Genomic DNA, 19,051 nt, shown 5'->3' on the forward strand with positions numbered 1-19,051 from the left:
CTGGGTGGCGCCTACCTGGGAAAAGCCGTCGGTGGCGATGAGGGATGGGGGAAAACATCACCGAAAGAGTGACACTTGCCATCGATCTTCGTTGATGGTCTGGTTGCGGGATGAGACGGAGAAGCGCGTTCATCGTGGTGCTGACCGCTGTGCTAGTGGGGGCGTCCGCGACACCGGCGGGGGCGGCCTCGCCCGCGTACAAATACCAATTCCTGAATCCTGGTGGGCAGCCTCGGCTGACCGAGAAGGTGCCGGTGAACGTCGTGTTCGTCGGCTATGAGCCGGATCGGGGGCAGTTCACCCAGCAGCTGGCCCGGAAGTACGAGCCGGTGGTGCGGTCGCGGCTTCCGTACGGGGTCACCGAGAAACTGGGCATCACCTACACGTACGACTACAAGCTCCGGTACGCCGATAAATCGTACGAGAACCGGTTCTTCGCGCAGTTGACCACAATGGCGAAACCGGCGCCGCTGACCGAATACCAGACGGCCTACAACGCGCAGCCGAAGCGGACGAAGACCATCACGAAGAACCACGCCATCGACGCGCCGAGTGTGGAGAAGTGGCTGGCGCTGAACCCGCCGCCGGGGGTGGACACCCGGCGTAACACCATCTTCTTCGTCAACTGGTACGGGCGGCCCGACTTCAAATTCCACGTCTACACCAAGACGGGGGAACCCGATCCGGACACCGGCTACGACTTCGGCGCCAACCGCGACAGCCGCAAGATGATCGCCTGGGGTGGCACCACCGCCGACGACGAGGAGACCGGGCTCGGGCGCACCCGCCGCGTCTGGTTCCACGACCTGTCGGCCGGGCCGGAGTCGTGGACGGCCAACTACGACGTGACGAACGCCGACGTGGACGGCGACGGCGTCGCCGACTACCGCATGCCGCCGGTCTGGGAGTACGCGGCGGGCGGCTACCGCGCGCCGAGCGCGCTCGCGAGCGACCTCGGCAAGATCACGCGGTATGTGGCGCTGAACCTGCTCATGACGAACTCGCCGCTCTACCCGGTCGAGTTGCCCACGGCCGAGCCGCCGAAGACCATCAACATCGACAGCAACACGTACGAGGGCTGGCCGGGGGTCGACGCCTCCGCGCGATACCAGAAGCCGGGGCTGCTTCTGCGGGAACTCGGTGAGCTGCGGTGGCGCAACAAATTCAGCTTCGACAGCCAGGACCTTCCGTACGACGCCGAGGCCGAGGCCTGCTACGTGGGCCTGCTCGCCGACGAGAGCTGTTACCCCGAGACGGGCTACCCGGCGTGGGCCAACCTCTACCTCTACAACCGGGAGAACCTGGCCCGTACCCAGGACGACCAGGGCAAGGTCGACTATGAGCTCCCGGTCTTCAACTACGCGGTGGCGGCCGGCGTGGGCACGCCCGCGCTGGGCTTCGCCGACGACGACTACGTGACCGGCGACCAGTCGTACGTCTTCAATTTCATCTCGCCCGAGGTCGTCGAGTCCGGCTACGGCCTGACCACGACGGAGATCCACGAGGTGGGCCACCACCTGGGCATGCCGCATCCGCACGACGGCTACGACAGCGAGACGGGGGTCGACTACGGTCCCGAGGGCGGATTCTTCTACGCCTGGGCCGGCGACGAGAACAACTCGATGATGAGCTACATCGACGTGAACTGGGACTTCAGCCAGTTCGACCGGGACAACAGCGACCGCTTCCTGACCGCCGCCTACTGGGAGGCCGCCAACCGCCTGGCGGCGGCGGTTCCGGCCGGCACCCGCCTGCACCAGGCGGACGCGCTGCTCGGCGTGGCCAGGACGGCCTTCGCCCGGCACGACTACCGCGTGGCGTACGCGCTGAGCGAGGCCGCCTACAACCAGGTGGCCGCGGTAGCCGACAAGAACGCCGTCTCCACCTTGAAGGCCGGCGCCCCGCGCCGGCACACCGACGTGCACGGCCCGCACGAGTTCGTCGACACCCTGGCCCCCGGCGGCCCCCGCAGCCAGCCGTAGCCGGAACCGTCGATCCGCGGGGATGCCCGATCCGCCGGGCGTCCCCGCGGCGATCCTCAACCGGGCAGCGGGATGACCGGCCGGATCAGCATCCGATCGAGCCCGTACGCGCACGTACGGATCGTCCTCGAGCGGGCGTCGGTCATGGCGGTGAGCACAGGAAAGGCCGCGTCCCCACGGGGACGCGGCCTCTCCGTTGTGCGGAGCGGGTTTCAGCCCTTGACGCTGCCGGCCAGCAGGCCTCGTACGAAGTAGCGCTGGAGCAGCAGGAACACGACCACCGGGACGACGATCGAGACGAAGGCGCCGGCGGAGAGGAGCTGCCAGGCCGTGCCTCGGGTGCCGCTCAGGTTGGCGAGCTGCAGGGTGATCGGTGCGACCTCGTCGCCGCCGCCGGCGAAGACGAGGGCGACCAGCAGGTCGTTCCAGACCCAGAGGAACTGGAAGATGCCGAACGCCGCCAGCGCGGGCGTGAGCAGCGGCAGCATCACCTTGAAGAAGATCGACACGTGGCCGGCGCCGTCGATGCGCGCCGCCTCGATCAGGCCGCTCGGGATCTCCCGCATGAAGTTGCTCAGCAGGTAGATCGCCAGCGGCAGGGCGAACGTCGAGTGGGAGATCCACAGCGTCCAGAACGTGCCGGTCAGGTCGATCTTCACGAAGATCTCGAGCAACGGGATCAGGGTGACCTGCAACGGGACGATCTGCAGGGCGAAGACCACGATGAACAGGAAGTTGCGGCCCGGGAAGTGGATCCAGGTGAACGCGTACGCGGCCAGCGTGGCCAGCGCCATCGGGATCAGCACGGCCGGGATGCAGATCATCAGTGAGTTGACGAAGTACGCCGCCAGGTTGACGCCGCCTTCCTCACCGAAGACCGCCTTGTAGTTCTCCATCGTGACCGTCGGGTCGCTGAAGAACGTCCACCAGCCCGTCGTCTTGATCGCGCGTTCCGGGCGGAACGACGAGACGAGCAGGCCGAAGGTCGGGATGGTCCACAGCACCGCCAGCACGATCGCCGCGATCGACGCCCACGGCGAGCTGAGCTTCTTGCGCGCGATACCCGCCGCGGTCTCCTTCTGCGGGGTCAGCGGGGGCGTCGTCGTCACCGGAGTCGCGGTCATGATGCCTCCGAACGACGGAGCGTGCGAATGTTGTAGGCGACGATCGGGATGACCAGGATGAACAGCAGCACCGCGAGGGCGGCGCCGAGGCCCTGGTTGTCGGCCCGGAACGTCTGGCTGTAGAACTCGTTCGCCACGACGCTGGTCTTGAACTGGCCGCCGGTCATGGTCCGGACGATGTCGAAGACCTTCAGCGTGGCGATACCGATCGTGGTCAGCACCACGACCACGGTCGGCTGCACGCTCGGCAGCGTGATGTTGCGGAACATCGTCCACGCGTTCACGCCGTCGAGGCGGGCCGCCTCGATGATGTCGTCCGGGATGGCCTTGATCGCCGCCGACAGGATCGTCATGGCGAAGCCGGCCTGGATCCAGATCATCACCACGATGAGCAGGAACGTGTTCAGCGGCGACTCGATGAGCAGCTGCTGCGGCTTACCGCCGAGCCAGACGATGATCTGGTTGATCAGGCCGATCTGCTTCACGTTGCCCTGGTCGGGGCGGTACTCGTACATGAACTTCCAGATGACGCTGGCCGCGACGAACGAGATCGACATCGGCAGGAAGATCAGTGCCTTGGCGAACGACTCGAAGCGCGAGCGGTCGACCAGGATCGCGTAGACGAGCCCGATCGCCGTGGCCAGGAACGGCACGATCACGACCCAGATCACGGTGTTGCGCAGAACGGTGAGCTGGTCGTTGTCGGAGAAGATCGTGCTGTAGTTGTCGAACCCGACGAACGCCTTGCCGGCCGCGTCGAAGAACGACTCGTAGATCGTGCGAAGCCCGGGATAGACGAGGCCGAACGCGAGCAGGAACACGGTCGGCAGCAGGTAGAGCCACGCGACGACCTTGTCGCCGCGCCGGCCGCCGAACTTGGCGGCGATGAAGAGGATGACACCGAGGATCGCGGCGAACAGAAGCAGCGCCGCGAGCATCTGCAAGATTTTCTCGGGGGTGGTGGAGGCGGTGTTGAACACGCGACCCGGACCTCCTTGTGCGCTGGACGATGAAGAAGAGGGGTGGGGCCGGTCGGATATCCCGACCGGCCCCGATGACGCTGTGTGACTACTTAGGCCATGCCTTTTCGATGTTGTCCAGCGTGGTCTTCGTGTCCTGGCCGGTGACCCAGTTGGTCGCCTGCTTCCAGAACGCGTCCGAGCCCACGGCCGCCGGCATCTGGTCCGAGCCGTCGAAGCGGAACTCCGCCTTCGGGTCGAGCAGGATGGTGCCGGCCAGCTTGTCGATCGGGTTGGTCAGGTTGTTCGGGTCCAGGCCCTTGTTGGCCGTGACCCAGCCCGAGGACAGCTTGGCCTTGATGTTCGCCCAGGTGTCCGAGGACAGGTAGGTCTGGAAGGCCTTGACCTCGGGACGGTCGGCGAACGCGACGACGAACTCACCGGCGCCGAGAACCGGCTTGGTGTCGGCGTCCTTGCCCGGCAGGTAGAAGGCGAACACGTCGCCGTCCTCCGCCACCTTGGTGCCCTTGTCGAAGTTGGCCGCGTAGAAGCTGGCCTGGCGGTGCAGCGAGCAGGTGCCCTGGGTGATCGGCAGGCCCGCGTCCTGGAACGTGGTGGTCGCGATGCTCTTGACGTCGCCGAGACCGCCGTTGACGTACTGGTCGTTCTTCAGGTACGCGCCGACCGCGTCGAGGGCCGTGGTGGCCTCGGGGCCGTTGAACGGGATGGTGTGGTTGACCCACTTGTCGTACGTGTCCGGACCGGCGGTCCGGAGCATGAAGTCTTCCATCCAGTCGGTGATCGGCCAGCCGGTGGCGTCGCCACTGCTGATACCGGCGCACCACGGCTTCTTCTTGTCGGCCACGATCTTGTCCGACAGCGCCTTGAGCTCGTCGAGCGTCTTCGGCACGGTGTAGCCCGAGTCCTTGAACTCCGAGGGGGAGTACCAGACCAGCGACTTCACGCTCGCGCCGAGCGGCGCGCCGTAGAACTTGCCGTCGATCGTGGTGTAGCCCTTCCAGGCCTTGTCCCAGAACTTGTCGACGTTGGCCGCCGTCTCGGCCGGGGCCTCCTTGGCCTTGCCGGTCGCGACCAGCTGCTTGACCAGACCCGGCTGGGGCACGATCGCGAGGTCCGGCGGGTTGCCGGCCTTGGCCCGCACGAGGATCTGCGTCTCGAAGGACTTGTCACCCTCGTACTTGATGGTGGCGCCCGTGCAGGTCTCGAAGGGCTTGTAGGACTCCTTGTGCGGGGTGTCCTCGGGGGTCACGATGCCCGTGTAGATCGTGACCGTCTTGCCCTTGATGTCGCCGAACTTGGTGTATGGCGCGCAGTCGATGGCCGACGCGGTCGCGTCCGTACCGCCCCCGCTGTCAGAATCGTCTCCGCCGCACGCGGCGAGGCTGAAGACCAGCCCGGCGCTCAGCGCGCTGGCGAGCGCAGCCCGGCGAAAACGCGGGCTCGTTGGTTGACCGAACATACCGCTCCCTATGTCAAATCACGCCTCCGGCGTCCAAAGACGCCGCCGTCCGAAGCGCTACTTGGACAACAGTCAAGAGGTAACCGGCACGTTGCGCAATGATTTCCGCTCGATCGACTCGATAACGATACGGCCGCGATGCGTGGTGCAGCTTAACCGGTTAAGAAAGAACCGCAGGTCATGGCCCATAAAGGGCCTACGGGAGACCCTAGTCGCAAAGAGGCCACCCCGCTGAGTTATCGTCGAATAGACGAGAGCGGGGTGGCCTGTTCGGTGGAGGCCCTGCTGGTCGGGGTCAGCCGGCCATCGACAGGTACTTGAAGCCGAGGCGCGTCATCCGCTCGCGGTCGAGCACGTTGCGGCCGTCCAGGACGATCGGCTGGCGCATGAGGCCGACCATCTTGCCCCAGTCGAGTTCGAGGTACTGGGCCCACTTGGTCACCAGCACGACGGCGTCGCAGTCGTCGAAGGCGCCGTCGAGGGTCTCGGCCAGATAGGGCGCCATTTCGGGGTATTCCTTGCGGAATCGCTCGGCCGCGATCGGGTCGTGCAGCCGGACCCGAGCGCCGCGGGCGATGAGCAGGTTGGCGATGTCCAGCGCCGGCGAGTCGCGCAGGTCGTCCGTGTTGGGCTTGAAGGCGATGCCGAGCAGGCCGATCTTGCGGCCCTTGAGGATGCGCAGCTCGTCCTGGAGGCGCTCGACGGCGATCGCGCGCTGGCGCTGGTTGATGTCGCGCGCGGCCCGCACGATCGGCATCTCGTAGTTGTACTCGGCGCCGGTGGCGATCAGGGCCTTGGTGTCCTTGCCGAAGCAGGAGCCGCCCCAGCCGACGCCGGGCTCCAGGAAGCGCGAGCCGATGCGCTGGTCGAGGCCGATGCCCCGGGCCACCTCGGTGATGTCGGCGCCGACCTTGCCGGCCAGCTGGCCGATCTCGTTCACGAAGCTGATCTTCAGGGCCAGGAAGGCGTTGGCCGCGTACTTGATCAGCTCGGCCGAGGCGAGGTCGGTGGAGACCAGCGGAACGGCAGTGGTGTCGTCCGGCCGCGGCGCGAAACTCGGCGCGGTGAAGGTCTGGTTGATGATCGGGCGGTAAAGCTGGTTGAGCACCTCGAGGCTGCGCGGATTGTCCGAGCCGATGACGATTCGATCCGGAAAGAGCGTGTCGTGGATGGCATTGCCCTCACGCAGGAACTCCGGATTCGACGCGACCGAGAATTCGCAGTTCTCGGGAGCGTCGTCACGCACCGCGAACGAGTCGCGCAGAATGGCGTCGACCCAGTTTCCGCTGCCGATCGGGACCGTCGACTTGTTGACCACGACGGTGAAGTCGTTGTCGAGGTTCTGCGCGACGCTCTCGGCGGCCGAGCGCAGGTAGCGCAGGTCGGGCGAGCCGTCGGCGGCCGAGGGGGTCTGCACGGCCACGAAGACCACGTCGGCGCCGGGCACGGCCTCGGCGTAGGACGTGGTGAAGGTCAGGTTGCCCGAGGCCTCGGCGAGCAGGTCCTCCATGCCGGGCTCGTAGATCGGGCAGTGCCCGCCGCGCAGCATGTCGACCTTGTGCTGGTCGAGGTCGACGCAGGTGACCTGGTGGCCCAGGAAGGCAAGACTGACGCCGGTGGTGAGTCCGACATAGCCAGTGCCGACAACGCAAACCTTCATCAAACGCTCCTCCACCGCGGTGGTCCGGCGACCGCCGCTTCCACTGACACAGCGAACGCCACGCCGTCCCCGTAATCAAGGCCAGATGATACACAGCGTAGAAAAACGCCCGGCGAATCCTTGACGTACGGTATTCGGTTCATTCCTAAGAGTCGCCGCGATTCACCGGTCTCAATAGCTTGAGCGGTTTGCCCCGCTAGGTCTGGCGTGTACCCGCCGCCGAAGATCTCAAGCCTCGCACGGTGCCCAAGATATGCACGATTGTCAACTACGGGTTTCCAGGTCTTGACACGCAGATGTCCGCGACCCACGCTTCTGGGAGCGCTCCCAATATGACGCCCATCGATGGAAGGTTCCGAATGAGGCGCTCCACCCTCTCGGCCGCAGTCGCCGCGGTCCTGCTCAGCGCCGTGGCGATGGTGCTCGCCCGGCCCCTGACGGCCGCGGCGGCGGCCGTCGACCCGTACGGCTGGAAGAACGTCCGGATCGACGGCGGCGGATTCGTTCCGGCCGTCGTGTTCAACCCCGGCGAACGGAACCTGATCTACGCGCGGACCGACATCGGCGGCGCCTACCGATGGAACGAATCGGGGCAGAGCTGGACGCCTCTGCTCGACTGGGTGGGCCAGGACAACTGGGGTTACAACGGCGTCGTCAGCATCGCGCCCGACCCGGTCGAGACGAACCGGGTCTACGCCGCTGTCGGGATGTATACCAACAGCTGGGACCCGAACAACGGCGCGATCCTGCGATCCTCCGACAAGGGAAACACCTGGCAGATCACCACATTGCCGTTCAAGAACGGCGGCAACATGCCCGGGCGCGGCATGGGGGAGCGGCTCGCCGTCGACCCGCATCACAACAGCACGGTCTACTACGCCGCCGAGGGCGGCAACGGCCTGTGGCGGAGCACGAACTACGGCGCCACCTGGGCCAAGGTCGCCGCGTTCCCGAACGCCGGCAACTACGTGCAGGACCCGAGCGACACCAACGGCTACCTCAGCCAGAACCAGGGCCTGACCTGGGTCACCTTCGGCGCCGCGAACCAGATCTACGTAGGCGTGGCCGACAAGCAGAACCCGGTCTACCGGTCGCTCGACAACGGCGTGACCTGGCAGCGCGTGCCCGGCCAGCCGACCGGATACCTGGCGCACAAGGGCGTCGTACAGGGTAACTATCTGTTCATCGCGACCAGCGACACCGGCGGCCCGTACGACGGCGGCGCCGGCCAGGTGCAGCGCCTCGACCTCACCACCGGGGCCTGGACCGACATCTCGCCGACGCCGGCCTCCGCGTCGCCGTACTACGGCTACTCCGGGCTGACCGTCGACAAGCAGAAGCCGGGCACGCTGATGGTGGCCACCCAGATCTCCTGGTGGCCCGACACGATCTTCTTCCGCAGCACCGACTACGGCGCCACCTGGACCCGGATCTGGGACTTCGCCGGATATCCGTCGGTCGCGAAGCGCTACACGATGGACATCTCGGCCAATCCGTGGCTCGACTTCAACACCAATCCGCAGCCGCCCGAATCGACACCGAAGCTCGGCTGGATGAACGAGACCCTGGCCATCGATCCATTTAATTCCAGCCGTTTTCTGTACGGCACGGGCGCCACGGTCTACGGCTCGACCAACCTCACCAACTGGGACGCGGGCTCGACCGTCACGATCAAGCCGATGGCCAAAGGCCTCGAGGAGACCGCGGTCCTCGACCTGGCCAGCCCGCCGACCGGGGCACCGCTGGTCAGCGCGCTCGGCGACATCGGCGGCTTCCACCACGCGTCGCTCGACGCGGTTCCGGCCAACTTCCACGACACGCCGAGCCTGAGCAGCAACACCAGCCTCGACTTCGCCGAGCTCACCCCGGCCGTGTTCGCCCGGGTCGGCAACGCGGACGCGGCGCCGCACATCGGCATCTCCAGCGACGGCGGCAAGAACTGGTACCAGGGCCAGGAACCGTCCGGCGTCACCGGCGGCGGCACGATCGCGGTCGGCGCCGACGCGACGTCGATGGTCTGGTCCCCGCAGGGCGCCGGCGTGCATGTCAGCACGACCCGGGGCAGCTCGTGGACCGCCTCGGCCGGGCTGCCGGCGGGCGCGATCGTCGAGAGCGACCGGGTCAACCCCAAGATCTTCTACGGGTACGCCGCCGGCACGTTCTACACGAGCAGGGACGGCGGCGCGACCTTCACCGCGTCGGCCGCCTCCCTCCCGGCCGACGGACGGCTGCACTTCAAGGCGGTACCAGGTGCGGGCGGCGAGGTCTGGTTCGCCGGCAGTACGGGGCTGCTGCGCTCCACCGACTCCGGGGCGACGTTCACGAAGGTCCCGTCGGTGACCTCGGGCATCAACGTGGCGTTCGGCAAGGCGGCGCCCGGACAGTCCCGGCCCGCGGTCTACCTGGTCGGCACGGTCGACGGGGTGACCGGGGTCTTCCGCTCGGACGACACCGGGGCGAGCTGGGCGCGGATCAACGACGACGCCCATCAGTACGGCAACGCCGGTGACGCCCTCGCGGCCGACCCCAACGTGTACGGGCGCGTCTACCTCGGCACCAACGGCCGCGGCATCCTTTATGGCGATAAAACGGGCACGACCACAACGCCGCCGCCGACTACCACCAGCCCGACGAGCCCGCCACCGACCACTGCGCCCCCGACTACTCCGCTCCCGTCCACGCCTGCTCCGGGGGGCTGCTCGGCCACGTACAAAATCACCGGTCAATGGCAAGGGGGCTTCCAGGCCGAGGTCACCGTCAAGAACACCGGAACCGCCGCCCTCACCGGCTGGAACGTCGGCTGGACCTTCACCGCGGGCCAGACCCTGACCAACGCCTGGAACGCGACCGCCACCCAGAGCGGCACGACGGTGACCGTCCGGAACGCGACCTACAACGGCGCCCTCGCCGCCGGCGCCGGCACCACCTTCGGCTTCCTCGGCAGCGTCGCCGGAACCAATAACCCCGTCCCCTCTCCCATCACCTGCTCCTGAGCAGAAAGGAACTCCCCCTCGTGCGAGCTCGACAAAGAGTCAGAAGACGCCTGCGCCGCGGGCTGGCCCTCACCGGCGCCGCCGTCCTCGGCGCCGGCGTGGCCCTCACAGCCGGCGCTCCCGCCCTCGCCGCACCCGGCTGCACCGTCGTCTACAAGGTGCAGAGCCAGTGGCCCGGCGGGTTCACCGGCGACATCGCCATCACCAACACCGGTGACCCGCTGACCAGCTGGAAGCTCGAGTACGACTTCCCCGACGCGGCTCAGAAGGCCGTCCAGGGCTGGAGCGGCGTCTACGCGCAGAGCGGCCGGCACGTCACCGTCACCAACGCGGCCTGGAACGGCGGCCTCGGCACCAACGCCACGGTCAGCACGGGCTTCAACGGCACGTTCGGCTCGGCCAACCCGGTGCCCACCGCGTTCACCCTCAACGGCGCGCCCTGCAACGGCGCCGTCGCCGCGCCGACCGTGGAGATCACCAGCCCGGCCGCGAACACCCGGTACACCGCGCCGGCGTCGATCCCGATCACGGCCACGCCCACCGTGGCCGGCGGCGGGACGGTCAGCAAGGTCGAGTTCTACCACGACGGGCTGCTCATCAACACCGACACGGCGGCTCCGTACACCTACACCTGGTCCGGCGTCCCGGCCCAGACCGCGGCGTACCACCTGCAGGCCATCGCGTACGACGCCAACGGGGTCAAGAGCAACACCGCCGACGTGCCCGTCTTCGTCGACGCCGCCACCACCCCGGCGATCGTGGCCGACGCCACTTCGCTGACCGTGTCGCCCGGTGACAGCGCCACCTTCAAGCTGGCCCTGTCCAAGGCGCCCACGGCGGACGTGACCGTCGCGGTCGCCCGCACCGCCGGGGCCACCACCGTGTCGGCCACGCCGGCCTCGCTCACCTTCACCCCGGCCAACTGGAACACCGGCCAGACCGTCACGGTCGCCGCGACCAGCGCGGCCGCCCTCGGCGCGACCGCCACCTTCTCGGCCACCGCGAGCGGGCACACCGCGGCCACGGTGAACGCGACAGTGGCCCAGCAGGGCTCGGCCGACGCCCGCTTCACCCAGCTCTACAACGACATCAAGAACCCGGCCAACGGCTACTTCAGCCCGGACGGGCTGCCGTACCACTCGATCGAGACGCTGATCGACGAGGCGCCCGACCACGGTCACGAGACGACGTCCGAGGCGTTCAGCTACTGGCTGTGGCTCGAGGCCGAGCACGGGCACGCGTCGGGCGACTGGGCGCCGTTCAACAGCGCCTGGGCGACGATGGAGAAGTACATCATCCCGTCGCACGCCGACCAGCCGACCAACGACAAGTACGACCCGTCCAAGCCGGCCACCTACGCGGCCGAGCACCCGCTGCCGTCGCAGTACCCGTCGCAGCTCGACTCGAGCGTCTCGGTCGGCTCCGACCCGCTGGCGGCCGAGCTGAAGAGCGCCTACGGCACCTCCGACATCTACGGCATGCACTGGCTGATGGACGTCGACAACGTTTACGGCTTCGGCCACTGCGGCGACGGCACGACGAAGAACGTCTTCATCAACACGTTCCAGCGCGGCCCGCAGGAGTCCACGTTCGAGACCGTGCCCCAGCCGTCCTGCGACACCTTCAAGCACGGCGGCCCGAACGGGTACCTCGACCTGTTCACCAAGGACTCCAGCTACGCCAAGCAGTGGAAGTACACCAACGCGCCGGACGCGGACTCGCGCGCGGTGCAGGCGGCGTACTGGGCGTACACCTGGGCCACCGAGCAGGGCAAGCAGTCGCAGATCTCCAGCGCCGTGACCAACGCGGCCAAGATGGGCGACTACCTGCGCTACTCCTTCTACGACAAGTACTTCAAGCAGCCGGGCTGCGCGTCGACCTCGTGCGCCGCGGGCACCGGCAAGAACGCCTCCAGCAACCTGATGTCCTGGTACTACGCCTGGGGCGGCGCGACCGACACCAACGCCGGCTGGGCGTGGCGGATCGGCTCGAGCACCAGCCACTTCGGATATCAGAACCCGATGGCCGCCTACGTCCTGTCCAACGTCAGCGCCCTCGCCCCGAAGTCGCCGACCGCCAAGGCGGACTGGCAGGCCAGCCTCAACCGGCAGCTCGAGTTCTACCAGTGGCTCCAGTCGTCGGAGGGCGCGATCGCCGGCGGCGCGACCAACAGCTGGAACGGCAGCTACCAGGCCCGCCCGGCCGGCACGCCGACCTTCTACGGTCTCGCCTACGTCGAGGCCCCGGTCTACGAGGACCCGCCGTCGAACCGCTGGTTCGGCATGCAGACCTGGTCGCTGGAGCGGCTGGCCGAGTACTACTACACGACCAATGACGCCAAGGCGAAGTCGGTGCTGGACAAGTGGGTGCCGTGGGCCCTGGCCAACAGCACCATCAGCGCCACCGAATTCTCCATCCCGTCCGACATGGCCTGGTCGGGCGCCCCGGCCACCTGGAACCCGTCGTCGCCCGCGGCCAACACCAACCTGCACGTTACGGTGACCAGCAAGGGTCAGGACCTCGGCGTGGCCGGCTCGCTGGCCAAGCTGCTGACCTACTACGCGGCGAAGTCGGGCAACGCGGCGGCCAAGACCGCGGCCAAGAACCTGCTCGACGCGATCTGGACCAAGAAGGACGCCAAGGGCGTGTCGGTCACCGAGACCCGCGCCGACTACGAGCGGATGGACGACACCTACAACGCGTCCACCGGCCAGGGCATCTACATCCCGCCGGGCTGGAGCGGCAAGATGCCCAACGGCGACGCCATCAAGCCGGGCGTGTCCTTCCTGGACATCCGCTCCTTCTACAAGAACGACCCCGACTACCCGAAGGTCGAGGCGTACCTGAACGGCGGCCCGGCGCCGACGTTCAACTACCACCGGTTCTGGGCTCAGGTCGACGTCGCCACCGGCTACGCCGACTTCGCCCGGCTCTTCCCCAACGGCTGAGGGGTTCGCGATGAAAAAACGCTTTCTTGTGTACGCCGTGAGCGCCGTCCTCGCCGCGGGCGCGGCCTTGATCGGACTGCCGGGCGCGGCCGAGGCACACGGTGCGATCATGGTGCCGGGCAGCCGGACGTGGCTGTGCTACAAGGACGGCCGTAACCCGACCACCGGCGCCATCGAGCCGACGAACGCGGCCTGCGCGGCGGCGGTGGCCCAGAGCGGGACGACGTCGCTGTACAACTGGTTCGCGGTGCTCCGCTCGGACGGGGCGGGCCGGATGTCGGGCTTCATCCCCGACGGCCAGCTCTGCTCCGGTGGCACCGGGGGACCGTACAACTTCACCGGTTTCAACCTGGCCCGTGACGACTGGCCGGTGACGCACCTGACCTCGGGGCGGACCCTCGGCGTCAAGTACAACAACTGGGCCAAGCACCCGGGCACGTTCCGGCTCTACATCACCAAGGACAGCTGGAGCCCGACCCGGCCGCTGGCCTGGAGCGACCTGGAGTCCACGCCGTTCGACACGGTGACCAACCCGCCGGACAACGGCGGGCCGGGCAGCGACGACGGCTACTACTACTGGAACGCCAACCTGCCGTCCGGCAAGAGCGGGCGCCACATCATCTACTCGGTGTGGCAGCGCTCGGACAGCAACGAGACGTTCTACGGCTGCTCCGACGTGGTCTTCGACGGCGGCAACGGTGAGGTCACCGGCATCCGGGGCAGCGGCACCACCCCGGGCTCGCCGACCCCGCCGACGACCCCGCCGGTCACGCCCACCACGCCCGACACGTCGCCGAACCCGGGCAACGGCGCCTGCTCCGCGATGTTCAACGTCACGGGCACGTGGAACGGCGGCTTCCAGGCCGAGGTGATGGTGCACGCGGGCACCGCGGCCATCGGCAAATGGACGGTCACCTGGACCTGGCCGGGCTCGCAGGGCCTGACCCAGGCCTGGAGCGGCACGGCCACCAGCAGCGGCTCGCTGGTGACGGTCAAGAACGCCAACTGGAACGGCACGGTGGCGGCGAACAGCCACACGACGTTCGGGCTGATCGGCTCGGGGACCGCGCCACCGAGCGTGAACAACCTGGCCTGTACGACGGCCTGACCTTTCCCTCTCCGGCGGCGGCGCGAGCTTTCTCTCGCGTCGCCGCCGGCGTCTGCCCGCACCGAAAGTTCCGACGGTTCCCGGAAACGCTTCGACGCGTCAAGCAGCCCATGATCGGCTTCGGATCTCTTGACGACATAGATGAACGCCTTTACGTTACGAGGGTTAGTCCGACTTGTTTCCGAAACTTTCAGAGTCACCCTTCGCTGCCGTCCCCACAGCCTTGAAGGAGTCCCATGCCCACCCGACGCGAACTCCTCGCCCTGACCTCCGGCGCGGCCGTCACCGCCGCCGCGTCCGGCCTGGCCGTACCCACCGCGGCCACCGCTTCCCCCGCACACGGTGAGGACGACCTCGACTGGGTCGCCTCGTGGGCCGCCGCGCCCACCACCATCCCGCCCACGCCGCCGCTCGTGCTGGCCGCGCAGACCGTCCGCCACGTGGTGCACCTCAGCGCCGGCGGCGACGAACTCCGGATCCGGATCACCAACGAGTTCGGCACCACCCCGCTGCGCGTCGGCGCCGTCCGGGTCGCCCTGCGCGCCGGCACCGGGGCCAGCACGGCGATCGTCCCCGGCACCGACCGGCGCGTCACCTTCGGCAACCGGGCCGAGGCGATCGTGCCGGCCGGCGCGCCGCTGCTCAGCGACCCGGTCCGCCTGCGCGTGGCGCCCGGCGCCGACCTGGCGGTGAGCCTGTTCCTGCCGGCCCGCACCCCGGTGACCACGCTGGCCGCGTTCGCCTTCCAGGACAACGTGATCGCCGACGGGGACGTGACCGCGGCGCGCACGGTCAACCCCGTACAGACCATCGGTCAATATCTCTTCCTGTCCGGCGTGGCCGTCCGCGACCGCGGCTCGGCGATCGTCACCCTCGGCGACTCCATCACGAACGGCGCCAACACCCAGAACAACCTGAACCACCGCTGGCCCGACCTGCTGGCGGCCCGGCTGCGCGCGGCCGGCCTGGAGAGAGGCGTGGCGAACGTCGGCATCTCCGGCAACCGCCTGCTGCACGACCCGAACCCGCCCGCCGGAAGCGACGCCGAGTCGTTCGCCAACTACTTCGGCCACAGCGGCCTGCGGCGCTTCGACCGCGACGTGGTGGCGCAGCCCGGCACCCGCCACCTGATCGTGCTGCTCGGGGTGAACGACCTGGGCCACCCCGGCACGGTCGCCCCGGCGTCGGAGGTGGTGACGGCGGACGACCTGATCGCCGGCCACCGGCAGCTGATCGCCCGCGCCCACGCGGCCGGGATCACCGCGATAGGAGCGACCATCCTCCCGTTCAAGGGCGACACGCTGGGCTTCTACTCGGAGGCCAACGAACGCAAACGCGACGTCCTGAACCGCTGGATCCGCTCCGGCGCCGAATACGACGGCGTCATCGACTTCGACCGGGCGATGGCCGACCCGGCCGACCGCCTGCACCTGAACCCGGCCTACGACAGCGGCGACGGCCTGCATCCCAACGACGCGGGCATGGCCGCGATGGCCGACGCCGTACCGCTCCGGTTGTTCAAATGAGAACCGCCGCGGTTGTAGCGATCGCCCTGAGCGCGACGCTCGTCTCCACCCCCGCCAGCGCCGCCGTGTCGTCCTCCGCGACCTCGTCCTCCGGGCTGGGGCTCGCTTCCACCCTGACCTCCGGCGCCACCTCGACCTTCGCGGCCGCCTCTGCTGCCGCCTCCGGCTCGCCCGCCGCCGGCGCCGGTTCTCCCGCCGCCTCCGGTTCTCCCGCCGTCGGCGCCGGTTCTCCCGCCGCCAGCGCCGGTTCTCCCGCCGTCGGCGCCGGTTCTCCCGCCGCCAGCGCCGCGCTGCCTAATACCGCCGGGTACATCGCCACTCGGCCCGGGCCGGGGCGCTTCCCGCTGGTCGCCAAGGGCGCGGCGGCGCCGATCGTGGTGAGCAACGCCGACTACGCCGGGGTGATCCGGGTTGTCGACGACCTGCGATCCGACATCGCGAAGGTCAGCGGGGTGCGGCCCGCCGTCGTGCACGATGACACGGCTGGTGGGGCTTGTGGCGCGCTGTCCACAGAAAGCGGTTGTCCACAGGGCGCCGACACGATCAAGGGCAAAACCGGGAGAATGACCGACGGGGGTTCCCCCTTGGGAAGGGTGGGGTCGGCCTGGGCGGGGCGCGCGGGCGATCCTGTCATCGTCGGCACGATCGGCAAGAGCCCGCTGATCGATCAGATCGTGGCGCGCGGCAAGCTCGACGTCAGCTCCATCCGCGGCAAGTGGGAGACCTCGATCGAGCAGGTGGTCACCGACCCGCTGCCCGGTGTCCGACGCGCCTTCGTGATCGCCGGCAGTGACCAGCGCGGCACCATCTACGGCGCCTACGACGTCTCCCGCAACATCGGCGTCTCGCCCTGGTACTTCTGGGATGACGTCCCCGCCGCGCACTCCGACGCCCTCCATGTCCTTCCCGGGCGCCACTCCCAGGGCACCCCCAAGGTCAAGTACCGGGGCTTCTTCATCAACGACGAGAATCCGGCCACCGGCACCTGGGCGCCCGGCTACTTCGGCCCCGGTAAGGCTCCCGGCTATCCGGGTGGCCTCAACGCCGCGTACTACGAAAAGGTCTTCGAGACCATGCTGCGGACCCGGGCCAACTACCTCTGGCCGGCCGTGTGGGGCCGCGCCTTCGCCGAGGACGACCCGGCCAACCACGCCACCGCCAGCTTCTACGGCGTCGTCATGGGCACCTCGCACGAGGCGCCGATGATGCGCGGTATCGAGGAGTGGAACCGGCATCCCGCCGGCACGGGGGAGTGGAGCTTCCGCCGCAACCCGGACGCGATCAAGGCGTACTGGCGGGACGGCGCCGAGCGCATGCGGGATCAGAACATCGAGGGTGTCATCACGCTCGGCATGCGCGGCAACGGTGACGTCTCGCTGCCGGACGGGGACGGCATCGACCTGATGTCGTCGATCATCGACAGTCAGCGGCAGATCCTGCGGGAGACCGGACTGATCGACCGGCCGCAGGTGCAGACCCTCTACAAGGAGGTGCAGCGCTACTGGGACAACGGCTACCGCCCGCCGGACGACGTCACCGTGGTGTTCTGCGACGACAACTGGGGCAACATGCGCCGGTTGCCGACGACCGAGAAGCGCAGCGGCGGCTACGGGCTGTACTACCACTTCGACTACGTGGGGGACGGCCGCAACTACAAGTGGGCGGACACCGTCAACATCACGAACACCTGGGAGCAACTGAACCGGGCGTACACCTCGGGGGTCGACCGCCTGTGGATGGTCAACGTCGGTGACCTCAAGAACGAGGAGCTGCCGGCCCAGTTCTTCCTGGACTACGCCTGGAATCCGGACGCGCTGCCGGTGGGCGCGCTGGGCCAGTGGCATCGCCGCTTCGCGGCGCAGAACTTCGGGCCTTCTCTCGCGCCGGCGGTGGCCGGGCTGCTCGAGGAGTACGGGCACTTGCAGTCCCGCCGGAAGCCGGAGCTGCTCAACCGCCGCATCTCGACGAATCCGGCGACCGGCGAGGTGACCTACAACGACGAGGCCAGCCCGTTCAGCCGTACGGCGTACGCCGAGATGGACCGGGTGACCGAGGAATGGCTCGACCTGGCCGCGCGGGCGACAAGGCTCGGGAACCGGGTCCCGCAAGCCTGGCAGGACGCCTTCTACCAGCTGGTCTACTACCAGATCAAAGACACGGCGATCGTGTACGACCTGCGCCGCGCCGAATTCACCAACATCGAGTACGCCGCGCAGGGCCGGGCGGCGACGAACGCGCTGGCCGACCGCGCGGAGGCGCTGTTCGCCGAGGACCAGGCGATGAGCCGGTACTACAACGAGGTCCTGGCCGGCGGGAAGTGGAAGGGCTGGCAGACCCAACCCAAGATCGGGTACGGGAACGTGGCCCGCTACGGCCCCAACGCCCCGTGGCAGCAGCCGGAACTGAACAATGTGGCCCTGCCCGACGAGATCTATCCGTACCTCAAGCGCATTGATCTTCCCGCCGAGGCGTCGCTGGGCGTCCTGCCGGTGCTGCCGTCGTCGCTGAGCCCCTGGGCCTCCGGCGCCTCGGGACATCTGGAGATCTACAACAAGGGCACGGCGCCTTTCCCGTACGAGGTCCGGTCCGCCTCACCGTGGGTGAAGCTCACGCCCGCGACGGGCCGGGTGAGCGACGAGGTACGCGTCGCCGTCCGTGTCGACTGGAAACGGGCGCCCGCCGGAGTGACGACGGTGCCGGTCACGGTCAGCGGCGCCGGTACGAGCGTCGTGGTCGACGTCAAGGTGGAGAAGCCGCGGGTCGCCCCGGCCGGGTTCCTCGAGGCCGGCGGGGCCGTGGCGATCGAGGCCGACCACTACTCCCGCCGCACCGGCGACTGGCAGCTGCTGCCGGACATCGGCCGCACCGGCAACGGCCTCACGCCACGGTCGGAGAACGCCACCCTCTCGTACACGGTGACCCTGACCGGTGACCGCCCGGCGCGGATCTCGGCGTACCTGTCGCCGCGCAACAGCGTCTACACCCCGGACGGGGTCCGCTACGGCATGTCGGTCGACGGCGGGCCGGTGCAGATCGTCAACATCACCACGGCGACCGGCGCCAACGACACCACGATGAACCGCCAGTGGGCCCGCAACACGTCCGACAACATCAACATCACCACGACCGTCTTCGACGGACTGCGGGCCGGCAAGCACACGGTCACCTTCCACGCCGTCGACCCGACGGTCGTCCTGCAGCGCGTCGTCATCGACACCGGTGGGCTGCAGCAGTCGTACCTGGGCCCGCCCGAGAGCCGGAGGTTCTGAAG

General features: G+C 68.3%; 10 protein-coding genes. 6 read left to right on the forward strand and 4 right to left on the reverse strand.

Annotated features, from left to right (window positions below):
• Nucleotides 1-110: 110 nt before the first annotated feature.
• Nucleotides 111-1,982, forward strand: coding sequence for a hypothetical protein (locus ACGFJ7_RS23550; RefSeq protein WP_392643773.1), 1,872 nt, complete (start codon nucleotides 111-113; stop codon nucleotides 1,980-1,982).
• Nucleotides 1,983-2,194: 212 nt separating this feature from the next.
• Here ACGFJ7_RS23550 and ACGFJ7_RS23555 read toward each other — a convergent pair whose 3' ends face one another.
• The 4 genes from ACGFJ7_RS23555 to ACGFJ7_RS23570 form a co-directional block, all read right to left on the reverse strand.
• Nucleotides 2,195-3,106: a carbohydrate ABC transporter permease gene (locus tag ACGFJ7_RS23555; RefSeq protein WP_360255784.1), complete on the reverse strand. Its 912-nt coding sequence runs from the start codon at nucleotides 3,104-3,106 to the stop codon at nucleotides 2,195-2,197.
• Nucleotides 3,103-4,044 carry a carbohydrate ABC transporter permease gene (locus tag ACGFJ7_RS23560; protein WP_392644012.1) on the reverse strand — a complete coding sequence of 314 codons (942 nt, stop codon included), beginning with the start codon at nucleotides 4,042-4,044 and terminating at the stop codon, nucleotides 3,103-3,105. The genes ACGFJ7_RS23555 and ACGFJ7_RS23560 overlap by 4 nt, the downstream gene beginning before the upstream one ends.
• A gap of 130 nt (nucleotides 4,045-4,174) precedes the next feature.
• A complete protein-coding gene (locus ACGFJ7_RS23565) occupies nucleotides 4,175-5,545 on the reverse strand; it encodes an ABC transporter substrate-binding protein (protein WP_360255779.1) in 1,371 nt (456 codons plus the stop codon).
• Between the two features lie 295 nt (nucleotides 5,546-5,840).
• Nucleotides 5,841-7,205, reverse strand: a complete 1,365-nt coding sequence (locus ACGFJ7_RS23570; RefSeq protein WP_360255777.1) for a UDP-glucose/GDP-mannose dehydrogenase family protein — start codon at nucleotides 7,203-7,205, stop codon at nucleotides 5,841-5,843.
• A gap of 359 nt (nucleotides 7,206-7,564) precedes the next feature.
• Between ACGFJ7_RS23570 and ACGFJ7_RS23575 the strand changes: the two genes are divergently transcribed.
• The 5 genes from ACGFJ7_RS23575 to ACGFJ7_RS23595 all read left to right on the forward strand — a co-directional run bounded on the left by ACGFJ7_RS23575 (nucleotide 7,565) and on the right by ACGFJ7_RS23595 (nucleotide 19,049).
• Complete coding sequence (locus ACGFJ7_RS23575) at nucleotides 7,565-10,198, forward strand: cellulose binding domain-containing protein (RefSeq protein WP_360255775.1); 2,634 nt, start codon at nucleotides 7,565-7,567, stop codon at nucleotides 10,196-10,198.
• Nucleotides 10,199-10,218: 20 nt separating this feature from the next.
• A complete protein-coding gene (locus ACGFJ7_RS23580; RefSeq protein ID WP_360255773.1) occupies nucleotides 10,219-13,146 on the forward strand; it encodes a glycoside hydrolase family 48 protein in 2,928 nt (975 codons plus the stop codon).
• 10 nt (nucleotides 13,147-13,156) lie between these two features.
• Entirely contained in the window at nucleotides 13,157-14,254 is a 1,098-nt protein-coding gene (locus ACGFJ7_RS23585) for a lytic polysaccharide monooxygenase (RefSeq protein WP_360255770.1), read from the forward strand.
• A 236-nt stretch (nucleotides 14,255-14,490) separates the two neighbouring features.
• On the forward strand, nucleotides 14,491-15,780 hold the full coding sequence (locus tag ACGFJ7_RS23590; RefSeq protein ID WP_360255768.1) for an SGNH/GDSL hydrolase family protein: 1,290 nt from the start codon (nucleotides 14,491-14,493) through the stop codon (nucleotides 15,778-15,780).
• Nucleotides 15,777-19,049 carry a glycosyl hydrolase 115 family protein gene (locus tag ACGFJ7_RS23595; RefSeq protein ID WP_392643777.1) on the forward strand — a complete coding sequence of 1,091 codons (3,273 nt, stop codon included), beginning with the start codon at nucleotides 15,777-15,779 and terminating at the stop codon, nucleotides 19,047-19,049. Before ACGFJ7_RS23590 ends, ACGFJ7_RS23595 begins: the two co-directional genes overlap by 4 nt.
• Nucleotides 19,050-19,051 lie beyond the last annotated feature (2 nt).

Source organism: Actinoplanes sp. NPDC048988, from assembly GCF_043197815.1.
In the GTDB taxonomy this organism is placed as follows: domain Bacteria; phylum Actinomycetota; class Actinomycetes; order Mycobacteriales; family Micromonosporaceae; genus Actinoplanes.